Annotated in this window: 10 protein-coding genes; 2 read left to right on the plus strand and 8 right to left on the minus strand. The window is 71.4% G+C overall.

From position 1 onward, the window contains the following. Positions 1–24: 24 nt before the first annotated feature. The gene (locus Q8A52_RS19725; protein WP_316754254.1) at positions 25–1662 is read left to right on the plus strand and encodes a glycosyltransferase family 39 protein; all 1638 of its coding nucleotides are present in this window, start codon (positions 25–27) and stop codon (positions 1660–1662) included. On the opposite strand, the gene Q8A52_RS19730 is transcribed toward Q8A52_RS19725, so the two are convergent. Then, positions 1610–2095, minus strand: coding sequence for a MarR family winged helix-turn-helix transcriptional regulator (locus Q8A52_RS19730; protein ID WP_316753981.1), 486 nt, complete (start codon positions 2093–2095; stop codon positions 1610–1612). The genes Q8A52_RS19725 and Q8A52_RS19730 overlap by 53 nt on opposite strands. A gap of 125 nt (positions 2096–2220) precedes the next feature. Between Q8A52_RS19730 and Q8A52_RS19735 the strand changes: the two genes are divergently transcribed. Beyond that, positions 2221–2634: an organic hydroperoxide resistance protein gene (locus tag Q8A52_RS19735; RefSeq protein ID WP_316753982.1), complete on the plus strand. Its 414-nt coding sequence runs from the start codon at positions 2221–2223 to the stop codon at positions 2632–2634. Positions 2635–2827: 193 nt separating this feature from the next. Here the strand turns inward: Q8A52_RS19735 and Q8A52_RS19740 are convergent, their stop codons facing one another. The 7 genes from Q8A52_RS19740 to Q8A52_RS19770 all read right to left on the minus strand — a co-directional run bounded on the left by Q8A52_RS19740 (position 2828) and on the right by Q8A52_RS19770 (position 14814). Next, a complete protein-coding gene (locus tag Q8A52_RS19740; protein ID WP_316753983.1) occupies positions 2828–4102 on the minus strand; it encodes a hypothetical protein in 1275 nt (424 codons plus the stop codon). Continuing rightward, positions 4099–6315: a bifunctional glycosyltransferase/CDP-glycerol:glycerophosphate glycerophosphotransferase gene (locus Q8A52_RS19745; RefSeq protein ID WP_316753984.1), complete on the minus strand. Its 2217-nt coding sequence runs from the start codon at positions 6313–6315 to the stop codon at positions 4099–4101. The genes Q8A52_RS19740 and Q8A52_RS19745 overlap by 4 nt, the downstream gene beginning before the upstream one ends. A gap of 7 nt (positions 6316–6322) precedes the next feature. Next, positions 6323–8524 (minus strand): bifunctional glycosyltransferase/CDP-glycerol:glycerophosphate glycerophosphotransferase, encoded by a 2202-nt coding sequence (locus Q8A52_RS19750; RefSeq protein WP_316753985.1) that lies wholly within the window; start codon positions 8522–8524, stop codon positions 6323–6325. 125 nt (positions 8525–8649) lie between these two features. Continuing rightward, entirely contained in the window at positions 8650–10914 is a 2265-nt protein-coding gene (locus Q8A52_RS19755) for a bifunctional glycosyltransferase/CDP-glycerol:glycerophosphate glycerophosphotransferase (protein ID WP_316753986.1), read from the minus strand. Between the two features lie 166 nt (positions 10915–11080). Continuing rightward, positions 11081–11989 (minus strand): carbohydrate ABC transporter permease, encoded by a 909-nt coding sequence (locus Q8A52_RS19760; RefSeq protein ID WP_316753987.1) that lies wholly within the window; start codon positions 11987–11989, stop codon positions 11081–11083. 91 nt (positions 11990–12080) lie between these two features. Continuing rightward, on the minus strand, positions 12081–13424 hold the full coding sequence (locus Q8A52_RS19765; RefSeq protein WP_316753988.1) for a carbohydrate ABC transporter permease: 1344 nt from the start codon (positions 13422–13424) through the stop codon (positions 12081–12083). 7 nt (positions 13425–13431) lie between these two features. After that, on the minus strand, positions 13432–14814 hold the full coding sequence (locus tag Q8A52_RS19770; protein WP_316753989.1) for an ABC transporter substrate-binding protein: 1383 nt from the start codon (positions 14812–14814) through the stop codon (positions 13432–13434). Positions 14815–14893 lie beyond the last annotated feature (79 nt).

Genomic DNA, 14893 nt, shown 5'->3' on the forward strand with positions numbered 1-14893 from the left:
GCACAAGATCAGGCCGTGGTGAACATGGGGCCCCCGCTCAGACCGCCGTTGGACCCGGCGCGGAAACGGCTGCCGAGAGCACGGTCGGCACAGCCGGACAGCCCGCCGCCGGGCCGTGTCGTCCGCCGTGCCGAAGCGCTGGCCGTGGCCGTCCCCGTGGCCGTGATGACCCTGCTCGGGCTGTGGGGGCTCGACCGCGGCGGCATGTGGCGCGACGAGGCCGTCACCTTCCAGGTCGCACGGCGCACGGTGCCGCAGATCTGGCGGCTGCTGCACGCCGTGGACGCCGTGCACGGCCTGTACTACCTGCTCATGCACGCCGTCCTCGCCCTGCACCCCGGCGAGGTCCTCCTCCGGCTCCCGTCGGTGTGCGGCGCGGCGGTGACCGCGGGCCTGGTCGCCGCGCTCGGCGCCCGGCTGGTCCGGCCGCGGGTCGGGCTGTGGGCCGGGCTGCTGTACGCGGTCACCCCGATGGCCGGCCACTATGCGCAGGAAGGCCGTTCGTACGCGCTGGTCGCGGCCGGTGCGACGGGCGCGACCCTGCTGCTCGTACGGGCCGTCACGGCGGGCGGCCGGTCCTGGTGGGCGTACGGCGCGGTCCTCGGCGTCACCTGCTGGCTGCACGAACTCGCGGTCCTGCTGCTCCTCGCCCACGCGGTGACACTGGCGCTCGCGCGGGTGCGCGGGACGGTGTGGCGGGGCTGGGGGTGCGCGGCCGGCGCCCTCGTCCTGACGTTGCTCCCCATGGTGGCCGTCTCGCACGCCCAGTCCGCGCAGCTCGCGTGGCTCACCGAGCCGACGCTGGAGAGCGCACAGGGACTGCTGCGGGCGTTCGCCGGGCCGACCTCGCAGGTGTACTGGACCTGCCTGGCGTTCGCCGTGGTGGGGATGACCCGGCTGGCCGGGCGGCGGGGGGAGGTGACGTGCGCGGGGATCGCGCTGCCGTTGGCGGTGGTGCCGCCGGTGACGCTGATGCTCGCCTCGCAGTCCTCGCCGTTGTACGTCGACCGGTATGTGCTCTACGCGCTCGCGGGGGCGCCGCTGCTGGTCGCGACCGGCGCCGATCGGGTGGCCGTGGCGCTGGCGCGGCTGTGGACCGGTTCACCCTTTCGGGTGCGGTCCGGCTCCTCCTTCCTCACTCTCACCGGTGTCCTCGCCATCGCCCTCGCCTTCACCCACCAGCTGCCCCTCCTGCGCGAGGACCGCCTTCCGGGCCACCGCCCCGACAACCTGGCCGCCGTCTCCGTGGCCGCCTCCCATGAACTTCGGCCGGGGGACCCGGTGTTGTTCCTGCCCTCGCACGCGCGCGGTGTGGCACTGACGTATCCGGCAGGATTCCGGGGCACACGGGACATGGCGCTGGCGGTGGGGGCGCCCGAGTCGGGGACGCTGTACGGCACCGAGGTGGACGCGGACGTCCTGCGGCGCCGGCTGGCCGGGCTCGACCGGGTGTGGGTGGTCGCCGAGCGGTACATGCTCGACGCGCCCCGCCGGCCGGGCAACCCCGTGGAGCGGGTCAAGCTCGACGTCCTGAGGGGGCAGTTCGCGGTCGGTGCGGAGTCGGTGCGGAATCGGGTGACCGTCCGGCTGTACGTCCGCCGCCACCTCGTTACGGGGAGTCCGGTGCGCTCTCCAGCGCAGCCGCGTCCAGGGCGACGGTGAGCCGGTCGAGGCGGTCCCGCAGGTCGCGGATCTCGTCGATCTCGAAGCCGGTCGCGGCGCCGATGCGACGCGGCACCTGCAGCGCCCGCTCGCGCAGCGCAGCGCCCTGGTCGGTCAGCCGCACATCCACCGAGCGCTCGTCGCGCGCGCTGCGCTCCCGCCGTACCAGACCGGCCGCCTCCAGCCGCTTCACCAGCGGTGACAGCGTCCCCGAGTCCAGGCGCAGGTGTTCGCCCAGCTTCTTGACCGGCGTGTCGCCGTGCTCCCACAGCACCAGCATCACCAGGTACTGCGGATACGTGAGCCCGAGGTCCTTGAGGATCACGCGGTAGACGCCGTTGAAGGCGCGGGACGCGGCGTGCAGGGAGAAGCAGATCTGGCGGTCGAGACGGAGCCAGTCCGCCTCGGTGGCGGTAGTGGGCGTGGCGGTCATGGATCCAGGGTAGCGCCGATGAGCGCCATTCGATTGTGTACAACCTAATTGTGTGCTCTACTTGTGGTCGTGAGGGCGGCCGGACAAGAGCCGCCGGAACATGACTTCGAGAGGGATGGTCTTCCATGGACGCGCTCTACACCGCTGTCGCCACCGCCACCCACGGTCGTGAGGGCCGTGCCGTCACCTCCGACGGCAAGATCGACCTCAAGCTGGCCCCGCCGGTGGAGCTGGGCGGCAACGGCGAGGGCACCAACCCGGAGCAGCTCTTCGCCGCCGGCTACGCCGCCTGCTTCGGCAGCGCCCTCGGCCTGGTCGGCCGCGCGGCCAAGGTGAACGTCAGCGATGCCGCCGTCACCGCCGAGGTCGGCATCGGCAAGCAGGGCGAGGGCTTCGCCCTGAAGGTCACCCTGCGCATCGAGCTGCCCGACACCGTGGACGAGGCGACCGGCCGCAAGCTGGTCGAGCAGGCCCACCAGGTCTGCCCCTACTCCAACGCCACCCGCGGCAACATCGAGGTCGACCTCGTCATCGAGTGACACCTCGTCCCTGAACGACCCGCGCCGACGCCTCCCCGTCCGGTCGGCACCAGCCCCCGCCTCCTCGGGCACACCGCGCCGGCGCGTGAGCGGCCGCCGGCGCACCCGGTGACGACGGACGACAGCGGAGCGCTCGGCGCGGGCCGACGCGGGCAGCGGAAGGCACGGACTCAGCCGTGCCGCCACCCGCCCTTCACCCCACCGGGTGAACCTGTCGCTCGCCCTTCCCCTGCGCCGGCAGCGTCGGCCAGTGCCGTGCGAGTGGCCGCAGCAGCAGCGGTACCCCGACCACGGGCAGCAGCCAGGCCAGCACGAGCAGCCGATCGCCCCAGATGTTGATGTCGGGATGCCCGGCCTGGGTGAGGATCCCGGTGAACGCCGCCGCCAGCAGGAAGCAGCCGAACGCGGGCCGCCGCAGCGCGCCCCATGCCCCGGCCGCCAGCGCCGCCGGGAACAGCGGCGCCATGAACTGCCGCCGTACCCACTCGATCCAGAAGCTCGACTCCAGATGCAGGAACTCCGGCCACGGATGCGCGCGGTCCGGCCGGTGGAAGTGGTCGGTCAGCAGGTCCTGGAGGCTCTCCGACTCGGACGGGTAGTGCAGCAGCCGCGCCAGGAGGACCGTCCCCAGCGCCGCGCAGCAGCCCGTCACCGCGATCGCCACGACTCCGCGCCCCACGGCACGGCCACGCCGCCGGCGCCGTACCGCGACCGCCGTGGCCGCCACGCCCAGGCACAGCCCCAGGAACAGCGACTGCGAGTGCTTCACGGTGAAGAGCGCGAGCAGACAGCCGGCGACCAGTGCCGTCCCGGCCCGGGGCCGGCGGTTCAGGGCCAGCGCGCAGCCCCACACCGCCGCCAGGGTCAGCGCCAGCATCAGCCCCTCGGCCATCGGGCGCATCGCCGTCGCGCCGCACGGCAGGACGTAGTAAAGGGCCTGGCCGGTCAGCGCGAGCGGCACCGGCACGGCCAGGGTGCGCAGGATCAGGAACGCGAGCATCCCGCCCGCGGCCGTGACGGCCACGCTCGCCAGCCACACCCCCCAGGTCACGCCGAACACCGTGACGAACGGCACCAGGAACAGCGGATACCCGGGTCGCACCTCGAAGATCCGCCTCAGCCGCGGGCCGTTGAACGGTGCGATGTGGCCGTCCGTCTGCCCGGCCCGCAGCCGCCGGTCCACGAGCCCCGACTCGTCCGCCCGGCACTGCGCGACCACCCGCCGCGTGGGGCTCGGCCCATGGAAGCGCACCGCGTTCACGCTCTGGTTGCGGCGCGCCAGGGACGCCCGGCCGGCGCAGGCCCAGTCGACGGTGGCCGCGGCCGCCGCCCGCTTGCTCTCGCCCGCCAGGTTCAGCGCGTACGACACGTAGTTCCTGGAGTCGGGCGTGTCCCGGCCGGTGACGTTCGCGAGCTGGAGCACCGCGAAGACGGCGGACAGGACCAGGACCCAGGTGCGCGGCCTCATGTCGAGGCGAGCAGGTCGTGACCGGTGGCCGGCCCCGGCACCCGCGCGGCGTCCGGCCCGGGCACGGTCTCACCGAGCAGCAGGGTCCGTACGACCCGCTCGGCCGCCCGCCCGTCGTCGAACTCGCAGTACCGCGCCCGGAACTCCGCCCGCAGCCGCGCCGACTCCTCGTCCCGCCACGCCCCGGAGGCGAACAGCCAGGCCAGCTCCCGGTAGGAGCGCGACACATGGCCCGGCGCCTCCGCGGTGATGTCGAGATAGGCTCCCCGGCTCGCCGTGTACGCGTCCCAGTCGTCGGCGTGGACCACGATCGGCCGGTCGAGGTTGGCGTAGTCGAACATCAGGGCCGAGTAGTCGGTGACCAGCACGTCGGAGGCGAGCATGACCTCCTCGACGTGCGGCTCGTCCGTCGCGTCGACCACCACACCCCGGCGGTGCAGCTCGGCCAGGCCCATCCCGCGCGCGGGACCCGTCGCGAGGGTGGGATGCAGCCGTACGACGAGGGTGCTGCCCTCGCCCAGGTCCGCCGCGAACCGGGCCAGGTCCACCCGGTCCACGTGGCCGCCCCGGCAGTATTCGCGGCGGGTCGGCGCGTACAGCACGACCCGGTGGTCGTCGGGGATGCCGTACCGGAAGCGGAAGGCGGCCCCGGCGTCCTCGGCCGGATCGACCAGTACGTCGTTGCGCGGGCTGCCGGTGCGCACCGAGGTGAAGTGGCAGGGGTAGGCCCTCTCCCACACCAGCTCCGAGTGGCGGTTGGCGACCAGGCTGTAGTCCCAGCGGTCGGCCCGGCGCAGCATCTGCGGCACGTCGATGCCGTGCCGGGCGCCGGGCTTGCCCAGCAGGTCGGCGCCCATGTACTTGAGCGGGGTGCCCTGATGGGTGTGGATGTAGACGCTGCCGGGGCGCTTGGGCAGGGTGGCGGGCCAGTTGACGTTGTTGACGAAGAACTTCGCCCGCGCGGCGATGGCGTGGCAGCGCGGGGTGTCCATCAGCACATGCTCGACGTCCGGGGGCAGCTGGGCCGCCTCTTCCTCGTCCCGCACCACCCACACGCCCCGGATGTGCGGGGCGATCTCCCGCGCCTTGCGGTACACGGCCGCCGGGTCGCCGAGCACCCCGAGGTGCGAGAACGCCGAGTACACGGCGAGGCCCGGGTCGAGGGGGCGCAGGGCGTGTACTTCGGACCAGCCCCGCTTGGCCCGGCCGGCCACCGCCCGGCGGACCTGGAGCCCCCGCCGCCCGAGCTCCCGGCCGGCCCGTCCGGTCTGCCGCCTCACCACGTACGCCGGGTACGAGCCCGTCAGCAGGGCGACCTCGCCGTCGGTCTGCGCGTTCTCGGGCCTGTGCCGGCGGAACATCGCCGCCGTACGCCGGAAGAACTCGGCCTTGTCGGAGGGCGGCAGCCGGTCCGGCTTGGCGAGGATGTCGAGGCAGTGCTCGCCCATCTTGCGGTGCAGATAGGGCCGCCAGCTCCACAGCTCCGGATGGTCGTCGACGTACGCGAAGACCCGCGCGTACTGGTCGTGGACGTCGAAGTGCTTGCGGCTGGTGGTGGACAGGATGTTGCCCTGGCGGCGCTGGCGGTAGTTCAGACAGATCCGGTCGAGGGCCGCGATCCGCCCGGCGCTGAGCATCACCGGGAAGGTCCAGGGCGTGTCCTCGTAGTAGCCGGGCGGGAAGCGGAAGCCGTTCAGCTCGACGAACTCCCGGCTGTAGACCTTGTTCCACACCACCATCAACAGGTCGAGGATCTCCGGGTGTTCGGCGGCCGTGAAGGTTCCGTCGCCCGCCTCGGTCAGCACATGGGCCAGCACGTTGCGGCGGGTCCCGCCCCACCAGTAGGTGCGCGCGTAGTCGAAGACCAGCACGTCCGGGTCGCCGGTCTCGTCCAGCCGGTCGGCCATGGCGCGCAGCGCTCCGGGCGTGAGGGTGTCGTCGCTGTCGAGGAAGAACAGGAAGTCGCCGGTCGCGTGGGGGAGTCCGGCGTTGCGGGCGCGGCCGAGGCCGACGTTCTCCGGCAGGTGCAGCACCTTCACGCGCGGATCGCGGGCCGCGTACTCGTCGAGGATCGCGCCGCAGCCGTCCGGCGAGCAGTCGTTCACGGCGATCAGCTCGATGTCGTGGAACGACTGCTCCAGGACCGAGTCGAGGCACTCGCGCAGGAAGCCCTGCACCTTGAAGCAGGGGACGATGACGCTGAAGCGGGGCACGGCTCGGTCAGCTCCTCACGAGGGTCGCGGCGGCGGGGGCGGGGATGCGCTCCGCGAGCGGGATCACGGGCGGGATCACCTCCGGCGGCCGGCCGAGCAGCACCCGCCGTACGACCCGCTCGGCGGCCAGACCGTCGTCGAACTGGCAGAACCGCTCGCGGAACGCGGCCCGCAGCGCCTTGGACTCCGGCCCCGTGTACGAGCCGTCTCGGAAGACGCGGGCGAGCTCCTCGGGTGTCTGGGCGACCGGGCCCGGCGGGGCCTCCATCAGATCGAAGTAGACGCCGCGCGTCTCCCGGTAGACCTCCCAGTCGTCGGCGTACACGACGATCGGCCGGTCGAGGTTGGCGTAGTCGAACATGATCGACGAGTAGTCCGTGACCAGCGCGTCCGCGGCCAGGCAGACGTCCTCCGAGGAGCGGTGCGCGGTGACGTCGATGATCCGGCCGCTTCCGGCGCCGAGCCCCCGGTCGTAGAAGTAGTGGGCGCGCAGCAGGACGACGACGTCCTCGCCGGCCGCCTCGCAGAAGGCCTCCAGATCGAGTCCGGTCTCGAAGCCGGTGTGGTGGTCGCGGTGGGTGGGGGCGTACAGAACGGCGGTGCTGCCTTCCGGCACGCCCAGGTCCCGGCGGATGCGCGCCACGTCGTGGGCGGTCGCCGTGTAGTAGACGTCGTTGCGCGGATAGCCGTATTCCAGGGTCTCGTACGAGCCCGGGAAGGCGCGCTCCCACATCTGGGTGGAGTGGCGGTTGGAGGAGAGGTTGAAGTCCCAGCGGTCGACCCGGCCGAGCAGCTTGGCGAAGCTCCCGGTCTGGGCGGCCACCACCGGGTACGTCGACTGGTCCACGCCCATCTTCTTCAGCGGGGTGCCGTGCTGGGTCTGGAGGTGCACGCTGCCCCGCCGTTTGACGACCCCCTCGGCGAAGTTGGCGTTGTTGACCAGGTACTTGGCGCGGGCCAGCACCTCCCAGTAGCGGCGGCTGCCGATCAGCGCGTAGTCGACGCCGTCGGGCATGGCGTGCGCCTGGTCGGGCTCCACCAGGAACACCGAGCGGATGTGTGGGGCGAGTTCGCGGGCCTTGGCGTGGATCGCGGCCGGACTGCAGGCGTAGCCGCGGCCCCAGTAGGCGCAGTACACGGCGAGGTTGGGGTCGAGGGGGCGGCGCAGCTGGATCTGGTAGCGCAGGCGGGTGCGCAGCATGTGGGGCCGCGGGACCAGTTCGGCTGCCCTCGCCGCGGACTGGTTGACGGCGCGCAGCGCGTGGAACGCGGTGTACGCCCCCGCCGCAAGGAGCCGGTGCTGAACACCCACGCTTCCGCCCGGCATCCGGAAACCGGCCGGGCGGTGGCGCCGGTGCAGATGGCGGGCCCGGCGGAAGAAGGCCCGGTGCCCGGCGGGCAGCCGCTCGGGACGGGCGGCGGTCTTCAGCACGGTGGCGAAGAGCTGCTCGAACAGCGGCCGCGTCCGCTCGCCGGTCAGCCCCCGGTCGGCGGCCCGGGTCAGCACCAGGTCCACCTGGTCCAGAAGCTCGTGCTGGTGCGCGCCCGGCAGATTGAGCCTGCTGCCCTGACGCCGCAGCCGGTGCCGGACGAGCACCGAGCGCAGCACCGCCAGCCGGTCCGCGGCGATTGTCGTCAGCCCGCCCCAGCCGATGTCCGTGAAGTGCCCTGCTGGAAAGGCGAGTTGGTGCGCGGCGACGAAGGAGCGGCGGTATGCGGCGCTCCAGGCCGGCAGCTGGACGCCGGTGAGCCCGGGCGCCCGGCCGGGGGAGAACGCCCCGGCCGGGGTCCTCGCCAGCACCGGCCCCGCCGGGTTGCTCGGCTCGCCCTCCCACCAGGGCGTCCGCTCGTGCTCGAAGTACAGGACATCGACGTCGCCGGTCTCCCCGAGCCGCGCGGCGAGCGCCGACAGCGCCCCGGGCACCAGCACGTCGTCGCCGTCGAGGAAGAGCAGATACGCCCCGGTCGCCGCCCGCAGCCCGGTGTTGCGCGCCCCGCTCAGACCGGCGGTCGGCGGCGAGTGCACCGGGGTCACCCGGGAGTCCCGCTCGGCGTAACCGGCGGCGACGCCGGCGGCCGGGGACCCGGGCTCGTCGCAGACCGGGATCAGCTCGAGGTCGGCGAAGGACTGTGCGAGGACCGAGTCCAGTGCCTGGGACAGCCGGCCCGCGACCCCATGGGACGGGACGATGATGCTGAAGCGGGGCATTCTGCTCTTTCTGTGGTGGTACGGACGCGGCTGGGCCGCCCGGTCGGCCGCCAGGTGGACGGCCGGGTGGGGGTGGGCCGCGAAGTGCTGAGGGGCATGGGAACTCCCGGTAGGGGAAACGGCGTTCAGCGGCCGTCGGTGACGGGGAGGGGGCCGGAAGGTTGCGGAAGGGTGGCGAGCGGGGTGCGGGCGAGCGCCGAGGCCGCCGAAGGCGCCGGGCGGCGCTCGTCGAGCGGGGTGAACGGCGGCTGCCCCTCGGTCCGGCCCAGCACGACGTGCTGGACGACCCGCTTGGCGGCGCGTCCGTCGTCGTACGGGCAGAAGCGCTCCCGGAACGCCCTGCGCAGCCGGGCCGAGCTCGAGCCGCGCCAGTGGCCGGACGCGAAGATGTCGATCAGCTCGTCCTCGCTGCGCGCGATCGCGCCCGGCGGGAAGGCGCGCAGGTCGAAGTAGGTGCCGCGAGCCGCCTCGTACACATCCCAGTCGGCGGTGTGCACGATGATCGGCCGGTCGAGGTTGGCGTAGTCGAACATGATCGACGAGTAGTCGGTGACCAGCGCGTCCGAGGCGAGGCAGAGGGACTCGACGCTCGGGTGGTCGCTGACGTCGATGATCCGGTCGTGCGCCTCGGCGAGCGGGCCGTCGTGCCAGTAGTGGGCGCGCGTCAGGATCACGAAGCGCGGGCCCAGGCAGCGCAGGACATGGTCCAGGTCCAGGGCGAGGCGCTGGGTGCGGCGGTGGTCGCGGTGGGTGGGGGCGTAGAGGATCGCGACCGAGCCGTCCGGGATGCCGAGCTGCTCGCGCAGCCGGGCCACGTCCGCCGAGGTGGCCCGCTGGAAGACGTCGTTGCGCGGGTAGCCGTACTCCAGCGTGGTGTAGCCGCCGGGGTAGACGCGCTCCCAGGTCAGGGTGGTGTGGCGGTTGGCGGACACGACGTAGTCCCACTTGTCGACGCCCCGCAGGAGCTCCGCGAAGTCCGTGTCGCGGGCGGCCGCCGGGCGCTCCTGGAGGTCCAGGCCCATGTGCTTGAGGGGAGTGCCGTGCTGGGTCTGGACGAAGACCTGGCCGGGGCGCTTGCGCAGCCGGCGGTCGAAGTTGACGTTGTTGACCAGGTACTTGGAGCGGGCCAGCGCCGTCCAGTAGGCGGCAGTGCCGGGGCGCAGCCGGCGCGGTCCCGGCGGGATCGTGTGATGGTGTTCGGGGTGGGCGATCCACGCCGTGCGGATGTGCGGGGCGTGGGTGCGGAACGCGGCCTCCAGCGCGCCCGGGTTGCAGCCGTAGCCGCGGCCCCAGTAGGCGGCGAACACGGCGCGGTCGGCGCGCAGCGGCAGGCGCAGCTGGACGCGGTAGTGCAGCTGGAGGGCGGCGGCCTTCAGGACGCGGGCGAGCCCGGCGGCGAGCCTGAGGGTGCGGCGGCGCGCGGCCATCGCCAACTGCAGGGCGCGGTAGGTGCGGTGCAGCCCGAAGCGGACGAGGGTGTGGCGCAGGCGTGAGCGCAGGGGGACCGAGGCGCCGGGGGCGTGGTAACGGCGGTAGTGCGCACGGGCCTTGACCAGGAACTCGGCGTGGGTGCCGCGCGGCAGCCGGTCGCGCTTGGTGAACACCGTCGAGAAGTGGTCGATCATGCGACGGAACAACACCGGCCGCCACCGGGCGAGTTCGGGCCGCTCGTCGATGAACGCGAACACCCGGTCGTACTGCTCGAAGATGTCGAAGTGCCCCCGGCTGGTGGTGCCGAGGATGTTGCCCTGCCGACGCTGCCGGTAGTGCACGCACACCTGGTCGAGGGTCGCGATGGACTCGGCCGCCATCAGGACCGGGTAGGTCCAGGGGGTGTCCTCGTAGTAGCCCGGCGGGAACCGGAAGCCGTTCGCCTCGACGAACTCCCTTCGGCAGGCCTTGTTCCAGGCCACCATCAGGACCCGCAGCAGCCCCGGGCGGTCCTCGAGGCGGAATGGGGCCGGGCCCTGTTCGGCCAGCTCGAGCGCGAACTTGTTGCGGGTGGCCTCGCCCGTCCACCGGGTGCGCGCGTAGTCGTAGACCAGGACGTCCGGTTCGCCGGTGTCCTTGATCCGGTCGGCGATGGAGCGCAGCGCGTTCGGAGCGAGGGTGTCGTCGCTGTCGAGGAAGATCAGGTAGTCGCCCTGGGCGTGCTTCATGCCCGCGTTGCGGGCGCCGCCCAGGCCCTGGTTCTCCGCCAGGTGTACCGCTCGTACGCGCGTGTCGCGGGCCGCGTACTCGTTGATGATCGCCCCGCAGGCGTCCGGTGAGTGGTCGTCGACGGCGATCAGTTCGAGATCGGCACAGGACTGCGAGAGCACCGAGTCCAGGCACTCGTGCAGATAGGCCTGAACCTTGTACACGGGGACGATGACACTGAACCTGGGCACGGCACATCCATGGGTCGGTCGGCGCGGGCGTTTCTGCCCGGGAACGGCCGCTGGAGTGAATTGGTTACGGTTCGTACGGCATGTGGGGGATGTCCGATGAACGGCGAAAGGCGAGCCGATAGCCGACTCGCCCTTCGGATGTGCCCTTTTTACCGCGATTTGACGGCTACTTGACCGCTCCTGCCATCACGCCCGACACGAACTGCCGCTGGAACGCGAAGAACACGGCCAGCGGGATCACCATGGAGATGAACGCTCCCGGCGCCAGTACGTCGATGTTGTTGCCGAACTGGCGGACCTGCGTCTGCAGCGCCACCGTGATCGGCTGCGTGCCCGACTTGGTGAACACCAGGGCGACCAGCATGTCGTTCCACACCCACAGGAACTGGAAGATGCCCAGGCTCGCGATCGCGGGCCCGCCCAGCGGCATCACCACCCGTGCGAACAGGCGCAGTTCACCCGCCCCGTCGAGCCGGGCCGCCTCCAGCAGTTCCCGGGGGATCTCCGCGAAGAAGTTCCGCAGCAGGAACACCGCGAACGGCAGGCCGAAGCCCACATGGAACAGGATCACCCCGAAGATCGTCCCGAACAGGCCGAGCTTGCCGAACAGTTCGGCGATCGGGATCAGCGCCACCTGCACGGGCACCACCAGCAGGCTGACCACACCCAGGAACCACCAGTCACGGCCCGGGAACTCCATCCACGCGAACGCATAGCCCGCGAGCGAGCCGATGACGACCACCAGGACCGTCGCCGGAACCGTGATCAGCACCGTGTTCCAGAGGGAGTCGGTGATGTCACCGTTCTCCAGCAGCTTCTGATAGCTGTCGAAGGTCAGCTGGGAGGGCTTGGCGAACACCTTCCACCAGCCGCTCGCGCTCATGTCCTCGGGCGAGCGCAGCGAGGAGATGAGCAGACCGATCGTCGGCACCAGCCAGAACAGGCCGACGACCAGCAGGAAGGCACGCACCAGCCCACCGCTGAGCCTTCCGGCGATCCGCGAGGCCGGCGACTGCCGCACCTTCACGGTCCCGACCGGAGCCGTCTTGCCGATGCTTCCGGCATGCGTCGTCATCGCCTGCCCTCCCGCCTCAGCCGGCGAACGTTACTGCGCATTGCCGGGGGACAACCCCCGGACCCCCGGCCGATGCAAGGCACATGCGTCCTCATCGCCTGCCCACCCGCCTCAGCCGGCGAACGTTGAACCACATCACCGGGATCACCAGCAGCAGCAGGAACACCGCGATCGCGCTCGCGATGCCCGGCTGGTCCTCCGCGAAGCCCTTCCGGTACAGCTCCAGGGCGAGCACGTTGGCGTCGTCCTGGGACGAGCCCGGCGCGATGATGAAGACCAGGTCGAAGACCTTCAACACGTTGATCATCAGAGTGACGGTGACGACCGCCAGGACCGGGGCGAGCAGCGGCACCGTGACCTTCCGGAACACCTGCCACTCGTTCGCCCCGTCGACGCGCGCGGCCTCCAGCAACTCCCGCGGTACGCCCGCCAGTCCGGCCGCGATCAGCACCATCGCGAAGCCCGCCCACATCCAGACGTACGATCCGATGATGGCCGGGGTGACCAGCGACGGGCCGAGCCAGTCGACGCCGTTGTACGGTGCCTTGAAGTTGCCCGCCGGAAGCCGGAGCCGAGCGCCGTCCGCGTCGGCGGGGAGCGTGAAGGTGCCGTCGGCGGCCGCCTTCGCCGAGGCCACCACCTTGCCGTCCTTCACCGCCTCGATCTTCATCCCCGCGTAGCCCAGCTCGGACGGGTCGGGGGTGCCCAGCTTTCCGACGCCCCTGCCGCGCGTGAAGTCCTGCCAGGTGGTGCCGGTGATCTTTCCCGGCTCGGGCTTCGCGGCCACGGCCTTCTTCGCGTTGTCGGGCATCTGGTCCGGGGCCACGCCCACCAGGGGCAGCGCGACCGTCTGGCCCGTGTGCACGGTCGCCGAGGTGATGAAACCGCCCGCGTCGGGCTCGAGCGGCGACTGGCGTCCCGGGTGCGCCTTCGGGAACGCCGACGACTGGGCGAAGGTGTCGTGGATGCCGACCCACACGGCGTTGGCGACACCCTTGTCCGGATCCTGGTCGTACACCAGCCGGAAGATGATCCCGGCGGCCAGCATCGAGATCGCCATCGGCATGAAGACGACCAGCTTGAACGCCGTTCCCCAGCGCACCCGTTCGGTCAGCACCGCGAAGATCAGACCGAGGGCCGTGGAGACCGTGGGCGCGAACACCACCCAGATGATGTTGTTCTTCAGAGCCGTGCGAATGCCGTCGTCCGTGAACAGGGCCTTGTAGTTGTCGACTCCGGTGAAGCCGTCGCCCGAGGAGTTGTAGAAGCTGCGGACGACCGAGTACCCGATCGGGTAGACCACGAGCGCGCCGAGCAGTACCAGGGCGGGCAGCAGGAACAGTGCCGCCACGGTCCTGCGGGTGCCGGTCACGCTCTTGCGACTCTTCGGTGTGGCAGGGCCCGGTGGGACCCCTGCCGCCGTGGCCGACGACATCGCCGGATCAGCTTCCGCTGCCGTACGCCGCCGCCGCGTCCTTCTCCAGCCTCGCCTGGGCGCCCGCGACGTCCTTCGGGTTCTTCAGGAAGTCCTGGAGGTCCTTCCACTCGCCCTTGCCGGGGGTGCCGCCGAAGGCCTGCGGGGCCTGGTCGGACATGTCGAAGCGGAAGTCGTCGCCCGAGGCGATGAGCGCCTTGGCGATCGTCTGCTGCACCGCGTTCGGGTACGCCGAGGCCGGCACGTTCTTGTTCGGGGAGAGATAGCCGCCCAGCTTCGCCTGGATCGTCGCCGCGTCCGGCGAGGCCAGGAAGGTGGCCAGCGCCTGGGCCCCCTTGGAGTCCTTCAGGATGACGGCCGCGTCGCCGCCGGAGACCACGGGCGCGGTGGAGCCCACCGCCGGGAACGGGAACACCTTGGCGTCCGTGCCCACCTTCGCCTTGGTCTCACCGATGTTGACCTGAGCGAAGTCGCCCTCGTAGACCATGGCCGCCTTCGGCTGGTCGCCGCCCGTGAAGGTCTGGGTGACCGAGGCCGGGAACTCGGTCTGCAGAGCCCCGTCGGCGCCGCCCGCCACATAGTCCTTCTTGCCCCAGATCTGGGCGAGGGTGGTGAGCGCCTGCTTCACCGACGGATCCGTCCACTTGATCTTGTGCTGGGCGAGCTGGTCGTACTTCTCCGGACCCGCCTGGGAGAGGTAGACGTTCTCGAACCAGTCGGTGAGGGTCCAGCCGTCGGCGCCGCCGACGGAGAACGGGGTGACACCGGAGTCGTACACCGCCTGAGCCGCCGTCAGCAGCTCCTGCCAGGTCTTCGGCTCCTTGGCGCCGGCGTTGTCGAACGCCTTGGCGTTGTACCAGATCAGCGACTTGTTGGCGGCCTTGTAGTAGACGCCGTACTGCTTGCCGTCGACCTTGCCGATGTCCTGCCAGCCCTGCGAGTAGTTCTTGGCGAGCTCCGCCTGCGCCTCGGCGCCGAGGGGCTTGGCCCACTTCTTGTCCACGGCCTGCTTGATGGCGCCGGGCTGCGGGAGCAGCGCGACGTCCGGCGGCTGACCACCGGCGATCTTCGAACCGAGGAAGTTGATGATGGGGTCCTGGGCGGGCACGAAGGTGACCTTCGCGCCGGTGCGCTTCTCGAACTCCCCGAGGACCTGCTTGAAGTTCTTCTGTTCCTGGCCGGTCCAGACGGCGGCGACCTCCAGGTTCACGCCGTTCAGCTTCGGCAGGGTGACGGTGCTGCCGCTCTCGCTGGCGCCGCTGCTCTTGCCGCCGTTGTCCTTCTTGCTGTCGCTGCCGCCGCAGGCGGTGAGCGCGAGGGCTCCTGTGAGAAGTGTGGCGAGTGTGGTGACGGCCCTGTTTGTCCGGATGGTGTTGCTCTTGCTACGCATCACTGCCCCGTTCTTCGTTCTCCGTTGAACGTCCGAGCGCTGTGCCGTGCGGTCCGGTCTACGCCCGGCTGCTTGAACG

Origin of the sequence: Streptomyces herbicida, assembly GCF_032656585.1 — a bacterium.
GTDB lineage: Bacteria > Actinomycetota > Actinomycetes > Streptomycetales > Streptomycetaceae > Streptomyces > Streptomyces herbicida.

Bases quoted from the DNA above. Each gene is read 5' to 3' on its own strand.
- Q8A52_RS19765 (WP_316753988.1), bottom strand. From the start codon at position 13,424: ATGTCGTCGGCCACGGCGGCAGGGGTCCCACCGGGCCCTGCCACACCG.
- Q8A52_RS19740 (WP_316753983.1), bottom strand. From the start codon at position 4,102: ATGAGGCCGCGCACCTGGGTCCTGGTCCTGTCCGCCGTCTTCGCGGTG.
- Q8A52_RS19770 (WP_316753989.1), bottom strand. From the start codon at position 14,814: ATGCGTAGCAAGAGCAACACCATCCGGACAAACAGGGCCGTCACCACA.
- Q8A52_RS19725 (WP_316754254.1), top strand. From the start codon at position 25: ATGGGGCCCCCGCTCAGACCGCCGTTGGACCCGGCGCGGAAACGGCTG.
- Q8A52_RS19730 (WP_316753981.1), bottom strand. From the start codon at position 2,095: ATGACCGCCACGCCCACTACCGCCACCGAGGCGGACTGGCTCCGTCTC.
- Q8A52_RS19735 (WP_316753982.1), top strand. From the start codon at position 2,221: ATGGACGCGCTCTACACCGCTGTCGCCACCGCCACCCACGGTCGTGAG.
- Q8A52_RS19760 (WP_316753987.1), bottom strand. From the start codon at position 11,989: ATGACGACGCATGCCGGAAGCATCGGCAAGACGGCTCCGGTCGGGACC.
- Q8A52_RS19750 (WP_316753985.1), bottom strand. From the start codon at position 8,524: ATGCCCCGCTTCAGCATCATCGTCCCGTCCCATGGGGTCGCGGGCCGG.